We start from the raw sequence: 14835 nt of genomic DNA, 5'->3' as shown, positions 1-14835 counted from the left end.
TGTGTGGTACCGCGGGGCCGATCACGACAGTGGTACGGCCCCGCGGCGTTTCAAGGCGTCCCATGGCTGTCATGGGACGCACCGAAGCAGGTGTCGCGGTACCGTCGCATACGGCACGGAATTGTGCGGTCGCAGCATGCCTGCGACAGGATAGCGACAGGTCCAGACGCTCCAACGGGGGTATCATCCCCTGTCCCTTCTGCCCATTCATGTAACCCACATCGATGTCCAACGAAGATTTCAAACAGGCCGCCCTCGATTACCACCGGATGTCCCCGCCGGGAAAGATCAAGGTTTCCGCTACCAAGCCCATGCTGACCCAGCGCGACCTGTCGCTGGCGTATTCGCCGGGCGTGGCGTACGCCTGTGAAGCGATCAAGGCCGACCCGCAGCAGGCCAGCGAGCTGACCGCCCGCGGCAACCTGGTGGCGGTGATCTCCAACGGCACCGCGGTGCTGGGCCTGGGCAACATCGGCGCGCTGGCCGGCAAGCCGGTGATGGAAGGCAAGGGTGTGCTGTTCCAGAAGTTCGCCGGCATCGATGTGTTCGACATCGAAGTGGATGAAACCGACCCGGACAAGCTGGTCGACATCATCGCCTCGCTGGAGCCGACCTTCGGCGGCATCAACCTGGAAGACATCAAGGCGCCGGAATGCTTCGTGGTCGAGCGCAAGCTGCGCGAGCGCATGAAGATCCCGGTGTTCCATGACGACCAGCACGGCACGGCGATCATCGTCGGCGCAGCGGTGCTCAACGCCATGGCGATCACCGGCAAGAAGATCGAGGAAGTGAAGCTGGCGACCACGGGCATGGGCGCGGCCGGCATTTCCTGCGTGAACATGCTGGTGCAGCTGGGCCTGAAGCCGGAGAACATCCTGGCCTTCGACCGCGAGGGCGTGATCCACACCGGTCGTACCGACCTGGACCCGGAAAAGCAGCGCTATGCGCGCGACACCGACAAGCGCACCCTGGCCGAGATCGTCGACGGCGCGGACATCTTCCTGGGCCTGTCGGCGCCGGGCATCCTGACTGCCGACATGGTCAAGACCATGGCGCCGGATCCGGTGATCTTCGCGCTGGCCAACCCGACTCCGGAAATCATGCCGGAACTGGCGCGCGCCGCCCGTCCGGATGCGATCATCGGCACCGGCCGTTCGGACTACCCGAACCAGGTCAACAACGTGCTGTGCTTCCCGTACCTGTTCCGTGGTGCGCTGGACGTGGGCGCGACCGCGATCAACGAGGAAATGAAGATCGCCTGCGTGCGCGCCATTGCGGCGCTGGCGCGTCGTGCGGCCACCGACATGGGCTCGGCCTACGGTGGCGAGACGCCGAGCTTCGGCCGTGAATACCTGATCCCGCGCCCGTTCGACCGCCGCCTGCTGGTGGAGCTGTCGGCCGCCGTGGCCCAGGCCGCGATGGACTCGGGCGTGGCCTCGCGCCCGATCGACGACATGGGCGCTTACCGCGACAAGCTGGCCCAGTTCGTCTACCGCACCAGCCTGATGATGAAGCCGGTCTACGACCGCGCGCGCAGCGACAAGCAGCGCGTTGTGTATGCCGAGGGCGAAGAGGAAGTGGTGCTGCAGGCGGTGCAGAACGTGGTCGATGACGGCCTGGCGCACCCGATCCTGATCGGTCGCCCGGAAGTGATCGAGTCGCGCATCGAGCGCCTCGGCCTGCGCCTGAGGATCGGCGAGAACGTTGAAGTCACCAACATCAACGACGACCCGCGCTTCAACGAGTACTGGCAGTACTACCACGGCCTGACCGGCCGTCGTGGCGTGACCGTGGCCGCGGCGAAGAACCTGATGCGTTCGCGCCCGACCCTGATCGCTGCAGTGATGGTGGCCCGTGGCGAAGCCGATGCGATGCTGACCGGCATCGTCGGCCGCTTCCACAAGAAGCTGGGTTACGTGCGCAGCGTGCTGCCGCTGGAGCCGAAGGTCACCTCGACCTCGGCGATGACCGGCGTGATCAACCAGCAGGGCGTGTTCTTCTTCGTCGATACCCACGTGCAGGAAGACCCGACCGCCGAGCAGCTGTGCGAAGCGACCCTGCAGGCGGCCTACCGCATGAAGCTGTTCGGCATCGAGCCGAAGGTGGCGCTGCTGTCGCACTCCAACTTCGGCAGCCACGATTCGAAGGACGCGCTGAAGATGCGCCAGGTACGCGAGCTGCTGCTCAAGCGCAACCCGCGTCTGAACGTGGACGGCGAGATGCAGGGCGACACCGCGTGGGACGAAGCGCTGCGCCAGAAGCTGCTGCCGGGCTCGACCCTGCAGGGTCGAGCCAACCTGTTCGTGCTGCCGAACCTGGAAGCGGCCAACATCGCCTACAACCTGGTGCGTGTGTTCACCGACGGCGTGGCGATCGGCCCGATCCTGATGGGCGTGAACAAGCCGGTGCATATCCTGACCACCAGCGCGACCTCGCGCAGGATCCTGAACATGACCGCCATTGCGGCGGTGGATGCGCAGATCCGCAAGCAGCTGGAAGCGGAAAAGAAGGCGTAAGCCTTCTTTCCAGCGTCAGCTGCAGAAGCGCGCCCCCCGGGGCGCGTTTCTGTTTCCGCAAAGCGGAAACGGGTAGTGCCGGCCGCTGGCCGGCAACCCCCAATGATGTTCAGGCGCACAACGGCAGCCGGCCAGCGGCCGGCTCTACCTCCGGGCTGTGCCGCACGCGCTACGCAACCCGGTCATTTCGCAATCGCCGCGGTCGCTGCGCGTTTCTGTTTCCGCAAAGCGGAAACGGGTAGTGCCGGCCGCTGGCCGGCAACCCCGATGATGTCCAGGCGCACGACGGCAGCCGGCCAGCGGCCGGCTCTACCTCCGGGCTGTGCCACACGCGCTACGCAACCCGGTCATTTCCCTGCAACGCCATTGCGGCCCAATACGCCCACGCGGCCCGGCCGTGGGAAGGGACCGGACCGGCCTTCCCACCCTGGGCCCGACCACCTCCCCATCGGCGAAAGTGTCATGCGCAATCGAGTGACCCGGCGGTATTTCCAGCAGCTGTTCGCGCTCTACGCAGGTTTCGTGCAGTCGCGCTGAGGCAGCAATGCGGTAGCGCCGGGCAATGCCCGGCGAACGTGCGGTGCGTGGGTGTCAGTGCCGCTTGCCGCGCCGTGCCGGCGCCGGCGGTGGTGCGTCCGAACGCGGCTTGGCGTACTGCGCCCACAGCGCCGGCAGTGCCTTGCCGGTATGCTTCTGCCACAGCGCCGGTGCATAGCGGCCGTCGCGCAGGGCCTTGTCCAGTGCCAGCACCAGGCCGGGATGTTCCGCCTCCGCCCACTTCAGGAACGCACCGGTCACCCGGTAGCCGCTGTCCACGTTCTGCCCCTTCTCGACCTTGCCGGGCAGTGCCCAACCGGCCGCGGCATTGTCCATGCCGTAGCGGTCGCGCGCGTAGTCGGCGATGCCTTCCACCAGCCAGCCCGGTACCCGTGCATCGCCATAGCCGGGATACCCCTGCACGATGTGCATCGCCTCATGGGTGACCAGGTCGATGTCGTTCGGATGCTGCTCCAGCCAACCCGGATTGATGGTGATCGTCGCTGCCTGGTCCTTGTCGCCGACGAAGGCGATGCCGGTGTAGGCCGGATCGATCACGATACGCACCATTGACGGCGCAGCGGGATGGAAGTCCGCACGTTCGCGCAGGTACGCGAAGAAGAACGTATCGATCACCCGCTTGCGCTGCGGTGCGGCCAGGGCGCCACGGGCGTCCTGGTAGTTCAGCGTCACGCCGTCGCGGGTCAGCTGCGTATCGAACGCCTGGGTCTGGCCGAAGCTTGAGAAGGACAGGGCAACAAGGGCCAGAGGCAGTAGACGGAAGCGCATGCAGCTCATTGTACGGTGCCGGCCGCCAGCAGTTCGATCTCCGCCAGCGGCAGCCGTGCCGGTGCCGCCAGGCGCAGGCGGTACTCGCCGTAACGACCAGGTTTGGCGATGCGGAACGGACGGGTCTGGCGGGCGGATTCGAAGTCTTCGCCGCTGCGCTGGTCGAGCACGGCCCAGCTGCCGCCGCCGTTGCGCGCCTCCAGCGTCCATTCACCGCCCTGGATGCGGCCGTCACCGCTGGTCAGCGTGTACATCGTCGGGGTGCCCTCGGCCAGGCCGGTCAGCGCGATGGTTGCACCGGCGCCCAGACCCACTGTGGTGCCGGCATCGTCATCGACCAGCGCGGGCAGGGTACGGCCATCGGCCAGCGTCGCCTTCGCGCCGCTGCCGAGCAGGTCGTGCAGCAGCTGCGGGTGCTGGCCGCGCGCGGTCAACGAGCGCGGCACATCGTCCACGCCGCTGCCCCAGCGCGAGGGGCGGGGTCCCATCACGAAGTCGAGGGTCGCGCCCTTGGCGATCAGGTCGTGCGGCACCCAGGTCTTCGTCCACGGCGTACCGTTGATCTTCAGCGACTGCACGTAGACGTTCTCACGCGAGTTGTTGGCCGCGTTCACGGTCAGCACCGCGCCACCCTGCAGCTCCACCCGTGCATGCTCGAATGCCGGCGAGCCGATCACGTACTCCGGGGCGCCCATGCGCAGCGGGTACAGGCCCAGCGAGGCCAGTACGTACCATGCCGAGGTCTCGCCATTGTCCTCGTCGCCCGGGTAGCCCTGGCCGATCTCGCTGCCGACGTACAACCGCGACAGGATCTCGCGCACGTGCTGCTGGGTCTTCCACGGCTGCCCGGCGTACAGGTACATCCACGGGATGTGGTGCGCCGGCTGGTTGCTGTGCGCATACATGCCCATGCGCACGTCGCGCGCTTCGGTCATCTCGTGGATGGTGCCGCCGTACGAGCCGGCCAGTGCCGGGTCCGCGGTTTCAGGTGTGGCGAAGAAGGTATCCAGCTTCGCCGCCAGCTTTTCGCGGCCGCCATACAACGCGGCCAGGCCTTCGCCATCGTGGGCGGCGGTGAAGGCGAAGGTCCAGCCATTGGATTCGGTGTAGTCGTGGCCCCACACGCGCGGATCGTAGGCCTTTGCGTCCACGCGCCAGCGACCATCGGCCTTGCGGCCCTGGAAGAAGCCTGCCGCCGGATCGAACATCGTCGCGTAACTGGCGGCGCGATGGCGGAAGTAGTCGGCCTCGGTGCTGTAGCGCTCGCGTGCGGCGGGCGCGGTCGCGCGCTTGGCCAGGGCATCGGCCATGTTGGCGATGCCAAAGTCATTGAGTGCGCCTTCCATCGTCCACGACATGCCTTCGTGCACGTCGGCGCTGGCATAGCCGCGGAAGGTCGAACGGTTCATGCCCTTGCGGCCGACATGGCGGTCCGGCGGCACCACGGTCGCGTTCTTCAGCGCGGCGGCATAGGCCTCGGCCGGATCGAAACCGCCGACGCCCTTCAGCCATGCATCGGCGAAGGCCACATCGGAGCTGGTGCCGACCATCAGATCAGCGTAGCCCGGCGATGACCAGCGTGCGATCCAGCCGCCGGCGCGGTACTGCTCGATGAAGCCCTGCACCAGCTGCCCGGCATCGTCGGGCGTGAACAGCGCATAGGCCGGCCAGGTGGTGCGGAAGGTGTCCCAGAAGCCGTTGTTGACGAATACCTTGCCGTCGCGCACGGCGGCATAGCTGCGGGTCGCGCTGCCCTCGGTGTTGTCATCGCTGGCGCTGGCCTGGTTGGCGTAGCGCCACTCCGGTGCGGCGGCGCTGCCCACGTTCTCATGGCCGGAATTGGGGTACAGGAACAGCCGGTACAGGCTGGAGTACAGCGTGGTCTTCTGGTCGTCGCTGGCATCGCCGATGTCGAAACGGGCCAGGCGCGCATCCCATGCATCCTGCGCACGGCCGGCCACGCTCTCCAGCGTATCGGTGGCGGCGATTTCCAGCGCCAGGTTGTGTCGTGCCTGCTCCACCGAGATCAGCGAAGTGGCGATGCGCATGGTCACCCGCCGGTCGCTGCCGGCATCGAACTTGATGTAGCCGGTCGGGCGGCCGGTGTCGAGGCGCCCACTGCTGCGCCACGGCTTGTCGAAGCGGGCCACCACGTACATGCGGCTGGCGCCGTTGGACAGGCCGCTGCGCGTGTCGGTGTAGCTGGACAGCGTCTGCGTGGCGGCGTCCAGAGTCAGGCCGCCACGTGCATCGACGTTGTCGAACAGCAGGTTGGCGTCGCCGTCCTCCGGGAAGTCAAAGCGGAACAGCGCGGCATGGTCGGTCGGCGCGATCGAAGCCGCGACGCCGTTGTCGAAGCGCACGTCGTAGCGGTAAGGGCGGGCGCTTTCATGGCTGCGGTCGAACGACAGGGCACGCTTGCGGCGGTCAGCCTCCGGCACGCCACGACTGGCCGATGGCATCACCTGGAAGGTCTGGCGGTCGCCCATCCACGGGCTGGGTTGGTGGCTCAGCGCAAGCGCCTGCAGCTGCGGACGGTTCTGCGCGTCGTTCTGCTCGTTCCAGCGGTACAGCCAGTTCAGCGCACCGGCATCGGTGACCGGGGTCCAGAAGTTGAACCCGTGCGGCACCGCCGTGGCCGGGAAATTGTTGCCACGCGAGAAGGTGCCGTTGGCCTGGGTGCCGCGGGTGGTCAGCACCCAGTCGGAGACGCGCGCTGGCTGCTGCCGTGGCACGGTGGCCAGGCGCACGTCATCAATCCAGCCGGAGACCGGTGCGCCGTCGGCACTGGCCACCTCCAGTTCGATCGCCACCACGCGGCGGCCCTTCAGCGCGGGCACATCGCCCAGCCGCACCGCCTTGCGCGCCCATTGCTGCGGGTACAGCGTCTTCGAGTCGCCCTGCGCGCGGGCGCCGAGGGCCACCCCATGCTGGTCACGCGCAGCGCCGGCCGAAACCCGACTGCCATCGTCCAGCAGCAGGTCCAGAGACACATAGGTCGAAGCCACGGTGTCCTTGCCGACGATCTCCGGCAGCACCAACCACGACAGGGTGGTATCCGCCTCGATGGTCACGTCCGCCTTGAACAGTTCGCGCCGCGCGCTGCCGCCTTCGCTGCTGTAGCGCAGTGCATGCAGGCCGCTGTAGCCCGCATTGCGCTTGGCGGCGTAAGGCGCAGCAGGGCCGTTGCCGATCGTGACCTGCAGTGCGCCTGCGGCCGGTGCCGGCGCCGGCTGGCCCGGTTCGAACGAGGTCTGCAGTCCCTGTGCCAGCACCGGCATCGCGGTAGTCGCACAGGCCAGGGCCAGGGCGAGCGGAAGCAGGGCGCGGCGTGGATCGGACAGGGTCATGCAAGGGTCTCCCGGAAGGGCAGGCGGCGGGCAGAACCCGCATCGGCGGACACCACGGACAGCATCGCTCCGCCCGCCGGGATGGCAGTGGAAGAAGCGATACCGGTCCGGTGGGGGCGGGCCATGCGATCGGGTCGGATTGGAGTGGGCCGGTTTACGACCTGGCCCGATCCTGCAACAGCCGTGGCAACCTGACAAGTGCCATTTAGTTCGATCCAAATGCGGGAAATATTGTTGTCGGCGGATTTTCGGCGTGAACCTGCAGGATCGATCGGGAATTTCCACCGGCACCCCGTCCCGAGGTGGCATGCAGGGCCGCAGGGAATCGGCCCGGTACGCGCAAAGACCCGTTGCGGCGCAATGTCGGGGCGGCCCAGATGCTAGAATCACAGGCCTCGCAACCCGTTCATCGACATCCGCCATGAGCCATACCGCCACCGCGCCCGCCAACGCCGAGAAGCGCTACACCGTGCACCGCAGCGATCTGCCGCTGAGCTGCCCGACCCCGGAAATGGCGCTGTGGAACTCGCATCCGCGCGTGTACCTGCCGATCGAAGACGAGCCCAACGGCGAAGCGCAGTGCCCGTACTGCGGTTCCGTGTTCGTGCTGGCCGACTAAGCGGCCGCCCCTTCGATGCGCCGATTGACCGTGGTGCAGTTGCTGCCGGCGCTGCACTCCGGCGGTGTCGAGCGCTCGACCCTGGAAATTGCTGCGGCCCTGGTCGCTGCCGGCCATCGTGCGCTGGTGGTCTCCGCCGGTGGCCGCCTGGTGCAGCCGCTGCTCGATAGCGGTGCCGAGCACCTCACCCTTGATATCGGCCGCAAATCGCTGCTGACCCTGCGCCACCTGCCGACCCTGCGCCGCCTGTTCGCTGAAGTTGGCGCCGACATCGTGCATGCCCGTTCGCGGCTGCCGGCCTGGCTGGGCCTGTACGCGATCCGCGCGATGCCTGCCGCACAGCGCCCGCATTGGGTGACCACCGTGCACGGGTTGAACTCGCCCAGCCGCTACAGCGCGGTGATGACCAGCGGTGAACGCGTGATCTGCGTGTCCAATACCGTGCGCGACTATGTGCAGCGGCACTACCCCACGGTTCCCGAAGCGAGGCTGCAGGTGATTCCGCGCGGCGTCGATGTCGCACAGTTTCCCCGCGTGGCCCGCGCCGACCGTCGGCCACGACTGGCGCTGGCAGCCGATTACCCGTGGCTGGCGCAGGTTGAGGGCCCGCTGCTGCTGCTGCCGGGGCGGGGCACCCGGCTGAAGGGGCATGCTCATGCGCTGCAGTTGCTGGCGGATGTGCGCGCGGCCGGTGTGCCGGCACAGCTGTGGATGCTGGGCACCGATGAACCCGGCCGTGAAGCCTACGTGGCCGACCTGCGCCGGCAGGCGGCTGCTTTGGGCGTGACCGACGCCGTGCAGATCAGCACGCCGACCGCGCGCATCGCCCAGGCCTATGCGGCCAGCGATCTGGTCCTGCAGCTGTCGGACAAGCCCGAAGCGTTCGGCCGCACCGTGGTAGAAGCGTTGTCGGTCGGTCGCCCGGTACTGGGCTGGGACCATGGCGGCGTCGGCGAACTGCTGCAGCAGCTGCAGCCGGCCGGCGCCGTGCCGCTGGGCGATGCACGGGCGCTGGGTGAACGTGCGCTGGCCCTGCTGGCGCAGCCGCCGTCCTTGCCGACCCGCATCCCGTTTACCCTGCAGGCCATGCAGCGCGACACCCTCCGCCTCTATGCCGACCTCGCCGGCTGACCCCGCAACCCTCGTGCGCGAGGACCGCGCCGGGCGCTGGGCGCCCTGGTGGGTGCTGGCGTACGTGGCGCTGTGGCCGTTGCCGGGCATCGCCGAAACCGTGCTGGGTCTTGGCGCGCTGTATGCCGCGGTGCGCATGATCATGCGCCGCCTGCAGCGCCGCCCGCACCTGCTGACACCCGCCGCGTGGGCGCTGACCTCGATCCTGTTCCTCGGTTACTGGCTGCCGCAGGCGTTCTCCGCCTTCGATGCGATCGATCCGGCGGCGTCGTGGACCAAGGCGGCCGCCGGCCTGCGCTATCTGCCCTTCATGTGGCTGGTGGCGATCGCCGTGGCCACGCCGGAACGCCGGCGGCTGACCTTCGGTGGCCTCGCATTGATTACCGCTGCGTGGACGCTGGATGCACTGGTGCAGGCGGTCGTGGGTACCAGTCCGTGGTTCTGGTCACTTGAGCAACTGAAGTTTGCAGTAAGCGGTCACGCGTTGTGCCCGGCCAGCGAGGCAGCATGGGTCGATCGCCTCAGTGGCGCGCTGGGGCCGTGCAACCTGAAGTTCGGCCAGGTGCTGGCCAGCCTTTCACCGTTCCTGTTGCTGCCGCTGGCGCGCCGCTTCGGCAATCCAGGGTGGGTCCTGGCTGCGGCGGCGCTGGGCTGCGTGCTGCTGCTGGCCGGCTCGCGCGCGTCGTGGATCACCTTCGCGCTGGTGCTGGCCTACAGCGGCGTGCGCCAGTTCGGCTGGAAGCGGTTGGTGCTGCTGGGGCTGGTCGCTGTGCTCGGAGCGGGTGTGCTGACCGCCAGCGTGCCGCAGCTGCGTGAGCGCTTCGCACGTACGGCGATGGCCTGGGAGGGGAGCGAACGCGGTGTCGACGAGGCGTTGTCGGGGCGCGCGCGGATCTGGGACGCCGCGGCCTGCATGATTGAAGAGCACCCGATCAACGGGGTCGGCGCGCGCGGTTTCCGCGATGCCTATCCGGCCTGCGTGTCTGGCGACGAACCGGCGGTGTGGGGCGATGCCCCGGCGTTGCATGCCCATCAGATCGTGCTGGAAATCCTTGCCGAAACCGGCGTGCTGGGCCTGCTGTTGTGGCTGGCCGCCGTCGCCCAGGCGTGGCGCGCCTGGCGTTTCGCACCGCCCGCGGCCCGTGACCGCGCGCGCCCTGCGATGCTGGCGCTGGCGGTCACCGTGTTCCCGCTTAACACGCACCTGGCGTTCTATTCCGCGTTCTGGGGTGGCCTGACCGTGCTGTTGGCCGCGTTGTTCGCCGGCAGCCTGTTGGCCCGCGAAACGGATGACACGCCGACGGTGGTGTGATCGCCCATCCACGCATGGCGTGGCTCTACTCCACGTACCGAACAAACGTCCCCATGGTGGATCCACGCCATGGCGTGCATGGGGCGGTCACCGAACGAACGTCGCCGTAGTAGATCCACGCCATGCGTGGATGGGGCTTTACCGACGCAAACACGCGCCAACCTCCACTAGCCGTGCCTCCGTGTGTATCGCACGCTGAGGCCATGGCCAGCCCAAGACTCCGCTACGGTCGTTACTCCTGCACCGGTAACGTCTATTCATTGACTACGGTAACCCTCGATCGTGAACCCTTCTTTGCCGATGCTTCCAACGTAGCGATTCTGGTTGAGGCACTGCGCTTCGTAGAGCGCAAGGGGGTGAGCCACAGCTTCACCTGGGTGGTGATGCCCGACCATCTGCACTGGTTGATGGAATTGCGCGGGGGAACCCTGGCCGAGTGCATGGCCCTGCTCAAATCACGCAGCAGCCGGCTGCTGAATCGGCGATTGGAGCGGCGAGGGTCGCTGTGGCAGCACGGTTACCACGATCACGCCGTACGCAGCGATGAATCCCTTCACGAAAAGGCGATGTACATCCTGGCCAATCCGGTCCGTGCGGGCTTGGCGTGCGTGGTGGGGGAGTACCCGTACGCCTGGTGCCGCTGGCCGTTGTGAATCCCGGCACGGAATCGAAGAGCATCCACGCATGGCGTGGATCTACTTCAGAATGCCCCACGTCATTGAATCCACGCCATACGCGGATGAAGCCGCACAAGGCAGTAGATCCACGCCATGCGTGGATGAAGCCATCCCTCCCACCGCTACTTGTAGAAATCGCTCCGGCCGCCGGGCTGGCGCTTGAACCGCCGATGGATCCACAGGTACTGGTCCGGGGCTTCGCGCACCATTTCTTCGATGGCCTGGTTGACCCGCGTGGTATCGGCTTCCACATCCTCGCTGGGGAAATTCTCCAGCGGTGCGCCGATCTTCAGGAAGTACTTCCCGCCCTCGCGGCGGTGGAAGTACGGAATCACCGCGCAGCCGGTCATCCGCGCCAGCTGGTGGGTGGCGGTAATGGTGGATGCGGTATGGCCGAAGAACGGCACGAACACGGTGTCCTTGCCACGCATGTCCTGATCCGGCGCATACCAGAGGAAGCCGCCCTTCTTCAGGTGGCGCACGGTCGCGCGGATGTCCTCGTTGGCGAACATCGCCTTGGCATAACGCAGGCGGCCAAACTTCACCGCCCATTCGTACACCGGGTTCTTGTGCTTGCGGTACATGCCAGACAGGTCAACGTAGTCGCACAGCAGGCGGCCGCACATCTCCAGGGTCATGAAGTGGCCGGAGACCAGCAGCACGCCGCGGCCTTCGGCCTGCATCTGCCGCAGATGCTCGAGGCCTTCGATCTTCACCTGCGGGCGGATGCGGTCGATGCTGCCCCACCAGGCGCGGATGCACTCGAGCACGCCCACGCCCAGCGCGTCGAAGCTGTCGCGCACCAGGCGCTGGCGCCAGGCTTCGTCCTTCTCCGGGAAGCACAGCTGCAGGTTGACCTCGGCGGCGCGACGGCGGCTGCCGAGCAGGCGCCAGCTGATCCAGCCGACGCCCCGGCCGAGCGCACGCTGCAGCATCCACGGCAGGCGGGCGATGGCGAAGGCGCCGAGCATGGCGGCGAACATCGGCCAGTTGCGGGGATCGCGCAGCGACGGGCGGACGGCGGTGGTGGCATCGGACATGGCGCCATTCTACCAACCCGGCTGCGTGTCTTTCCCGGGGGGCTCCCGTATCCTTGCCGCATGCGTAAAGACCCTGTCGAATGGATCCTGCGCGGCCTGTACTCGGCCGTGCTCTACATCCTGCTGCCGATCACCGTGTACCACCTGGTCTGGCGCGGTTTCCGGGTCCGTGAATACTTCCGGCGCTGGGACGAGCGTTATGCCTCGTATCCGCAGCCGACCGGCCAGCCGCGGGTCTGGCTGCACGCGGTCTCGGTGGGCGAGGTCAATGCCGCCGCGCCGCTGGTGAATGCCCTGCGCCAGCAGCGTCCGGACATCCGCTGGGTCATCACCACCATCACCCCGACCGGCTCGGAGCGCGTGCGCGCGCTGTGGGGAGACGCGCTGGATCACGTCTATCTGCCGTACGACGTACCGGGCAGTGTCAACCGCTTCCTCGGCCATTTCCAGCCCAGCCTGGCACTGATCCTGGAAACCGAGCTGTGGCCGAACATGCTGTTCGGCTGCCGCGACCGTCGCATCCCGGTCTACATCCTCAACGCCCGCCTGTCCGCGCGTTCGCTGCGCGGTTACCGGGTGCTGGCGGCGCTGATCCGCCGTGCGCTGCGCACGGTCACCTGCGTGGCCGCGCAGTCGCAGGACGACGCCGAGCGCTTCGTGCAGCTGGGTGCTGCGCGTGAACAGGTGCAGGCGCTGGGCAACCTCAAGTTCGATATCGCCACGCCGGATGTGCAGGGCTTCGTCGAGCAGTTCCACGCCTGCGTGCCCGCCGGGCGCCCGGTGTGGATCGCGGCCAGTACCCACGATGGTGAGGAGCAGGCGGTGATCGACCTGCATCGGCGCCTGCGCCAGCAGCACCCCGACCTGTTGTTGCTGTGGGCGCCGCGGCACCCCGAGCGCTTCCCGAAGGTGGAGGCGCTGGCGCGCGAGCAGGGCTGGAACGTGACGACCCGTCGCGCGAAGCAATGGCCGGAGGCCGGCACGGATGTATTCGTCATCGACACCCTGGGCGAGCTGATGCCGTTCTATGCCTGCGCGCAGGTCGCCTTCGTCGGCGGCAGCCTGCAGCCGATCGGTGGCCACAATCTGCTGGAACCGGCGGCGATGGGCACTGCCGCTGTGACCGGTCCGCACCTGCACAACTTCGCCGAGATCTCACGGCGCATGCGTGAGGCCGGTGCCTTGCTGATCGGCGAGGACGTGCAGGCGGTAGGTGACCTGCTGCAGCACCTGCTGGGCGACGCAGCGGCGCGCGAGGACATGGCCCGTGCTGGATGCACGCTGGTCAGCAATGGCCGCGGTGCCCTGCAGCGCACGTTGGCGCTGGTCGCGCCACATCTGCCGCCGCCGCGCAGCTGAGCCGGGCAGCAACACCGCCAGGGCGGACACTACGTGGACCGACTGACGTGATCGACTGCATCAATTCTGCTTAGCAACCGGATTCCTGTCGCAGCAGGACCGGATGCGTGGCTGCGAACGTGTTTGTGGTCACATCGCGATGCGCACGGTACGGATTCTGATACCGCCCTTTGGCGCAGGCTGCCAGCCTGCTGTCGACCGCGCATGGGCGGAATCAAGAGGGCTTGCGATGGACAGCGACAACCGCCGTGGCCGGCACGCGCTGCTGGGAATGGATCACTTCGCGTTGGTGGCGTTGACCCTGGTGCTGGGGGGCAGCGTGATCGCCCTGGTCGGCCAGTACACCGCCGCCCAGGCCGGCCCGGCCATCGTACTGAGTCTGCTGCTGGCCGCACTGGGCACAGCGCCGATGCTGTATTGCCTGCACGAGCTGAACCAGCAGCAGCCGGAAGCCGATGGCCTGTACGGCCCGCTGCGGGCCGCCTGGGGCACGGCAGTCGCGCGCCTGCTGGGTGCTGTGCTGCTGCTGGAGCTGGTGGTGACCAGCGCCGGCGTGGCGCAGTCCATGGCGGGCCACGCGCGTGCGGTGTTTGCCAGTCGCGGTATTGAAACCGGCAGCGCATTGCCGGATCCGGTGATGGCCGTCACCAGCCTGCTGGTGCTGGGTGCGTTCGTGTTGCTGCCTCCGCGTCGCATCGCGCTGATGGTCTGCGTGCTGTTGACGGCGAAGATCGGTGTAGGGCTGTTGCTGCTGGCGCTGGCGGTCCGCCACGTGCACTACGCGAACTGGATCCCGTGGCTGCCGGACGCCACCGCGCCCTATCGGTTTGGACCCGTCGGGGTGCTGGCGGCAAGCGTGCCCTTGCTGGCGGTGTTTGCCAGTGTGGGTCTGGCATTGGGGTTTCCTGGGCGTGGCCCGCAGGTGCGTGCGCGGTCACCAGGGCTGCTGGCGGCCGCGCTGCTGCTGGCAATGCTGCTGCTGATCGTGCTGGCGGCGTTGCAGGCCGGCCTGGTCGAGTTCCCGGCATTGGCCAGTACGCGGCCGTTGTCGGTGGCATTGCAGGGCCATCCGCAGTTGCAGTGGCTGCTGCCGTTGCTGCCGCTGGCGGGCATGGCCGGGTTGGCAGCACTGTTGCTGGTGCTGTTGTCGTTGGCCACACATCTGGCAGCGCAGCTCTGGCCTGTGGCCGCGGATGAAGCGCCCGGGTTCCGGACGCGGCTGATACCAGTCACCGTGGTGCTGGCGGCGCTGCTGGCGTTGGGAACACCCGTCGATGCATTGCCGGTGCTGCCGGGCCCGGCCACCCTGCTGGTGATGGCGGCTTTGTGCCTGGCAGCACTGCGTGTGCGCGCGCCTATGCCGGGGGCTGCGATGGTGCTTGCGCCCCTGGCCGCGGCGCTGTGCGTGCTGGCCGCAGTGGAGCGGGCAGGCGCGTGGCCGGGCTGACGGCCGGCGGATCTGCGCCATGCCTGGGTGGGGCCGTACGCGCTGCCCACAAAAAAGC

10 protein-coding genes are annotated in these 14835 nt (G+C 67.7%); 7 read left to right on the top strand and 3 right to left on the bottom strand.

Annotation, left to right across the window (positions count from 1 at the left end):
• Positions 1–224 precede the first annotated feature (224 nt).
• Complete coding sequence (locus ACX9OT_RS00705; protein WP_049463649.1) at positions 225–2516, top strand: NADP-dependent malic enzyme; 2292 nt, start codon at positions 225–227, stop codon at positions 2514–2516.
• A gap of 591 nt (positions 2517–3107) precedes the next feature.
• On the opposite strand, the gene ACX9OT_RS00700 is transcribed toward ACX9OT_RS00705, so the two are convergent.
• Positions 3108–3851 carry a basic secretory protein-like protein gene (locus tag ACX9OT_RS00700; RefSeq protein WP_049460793.1) on the bottom strand — a complete coding sequence of 248 codons (744 nt, stop codon included), beginning with the start codon at positions 3849–3851 and terminating at the stop codon, positions 3108–3110.
• On the bottom strand, positions 3848–7192 hold the full coding sequence (locus ACX9OT_RS00695; protein ID WP_049460791.1) for a GH92 family glycosyl hydrolase: 3345 nt from the start codon (positions 7190–7192) through the stop codon (positions 3848–3850). Before ACX9OT_RS00695 ends, ACX9OT_RS00700 begins: the two co-directional genes overlap by 4 nt.
• A gap of 421 nt (positions 7193–7613) precedes the next feature.
• Between ACX9OT_RS00695 and ACX9OT_RS00690 the strand changes: the two genes are divergently transcribed.
• The 4 genes from ACX9OT_RS00690 (at position 7614) to ACX9OT_RS00675 (ending at position 10907) form a co-directional block, all read left to right on the top strand.
• The gene (locus tag ACX9OT_RS00690) at positions 7614–7811 is read left to right on the top strand and encodes a zinc-finger domain-containing protein (RefSeq protein WP_005410967.1); all 198 of its coding nucleotides are present in this window, start codon (positions 7614–7616) and stop codon (positions 7809–7811) included.
• A 15-nt stretch (positions 7812–7826) separates the two neighbouring features.
• The gene (locus ACX9OT_RS00685; RefSeq protein ID WP_032129103.1) at positions 7827–8942 is read left to right on the top strand and encodes a glycosyltransferase; all 1116 of its coding nucleotides are present in this window, start codon (positions 7827–7829) and stop codon (positions 8940–8942) included.
• Positions 8923–10254, top strand: a complete 1332-nt coding sequence (locus tag ACX9OT_RS00680; protein WP_049460789.1) for an O-antigen ligase family protein — start codon at positions 8923–8925, stop codon at positions 10252–10254. The genes ACX9OT_RS00685 and ACX9OT_RS00680 overlap by 20 nt, the downstream gene beginning before the upstream one ends.
• Positions 10255–10457: 203 nt before the next feature.
• A complete protein-coding gene (locus ACX9OT_RS00675) occupies positions 10458–10907 on the top strand; it encodes an REP-associated tyrosine transposase (protein ID WP_049460787.1) in 450 nt (149 codons plus the stop codon).
• A 146-nt stretch (positions 10908–11053) separates the two neighbouring features.
• On the opposite strand, the gene ACX9OT_RS00670 is transcribed toward ACX9OT_RS00675, so the two are convergent.
• Complete coding sequence (locus ACX9OT_RS00670) at positions 11054–11971, bottom strand: LpxL/LpxP family Kdo(2)-lipid IV(A) lauroyl/palmitoleoyl acyltransferase (RefSeq protein WP_049398382.1); 918 nt, start codon at positions 11969–11971, stop codon at positions 11054–11056.
• A 60-nt stretch (positions 11972–12031) separates the two neighbouring features.
• On the opposite strand from ACX9OT_RS00670, the gene waaA reads away from it, so the two are divergent.
• Both waaA and ACX9OT_RS00660 read left to right on the top strand, forming a co-directional pair.
• Positions 12032–13330, top strand: a complete 1299-nt coding sequence (waaA, locus tag ACX9OT_RS00665) for a lipid IV(A) 3-deoxy-D-manno-octulosonic acid transferase (protein WP_049398381.1) — start codon at positions 12032–12034, stop codon at positions 13328–13330.
• A gap of 229 nt (positions 13331–13559) precedes the next feature.
• Positions 13560–14777 carry an APC family permease gene (locus tag ACX9OT_RS00660; RefSeq protein ID WP_459000550.1) on the top strand — a complete coding sequence of 406 codons (1218 nt, stop codon included), beginning with the start codon at positions 13560–13562 and terminating at the stop codon, positions 14775–14777.
• Positions 14778–14835 lie beyond the last annotated feature (58 nt).

The organism is Stenotrophomonas genospecies 3, assembly GCF_054473855.1.
The sequence above is the reverse complement of the archived record's forward strand: the minus strand, read 5'-3'. Positions and strand labels throughout refer to the sequence as shown.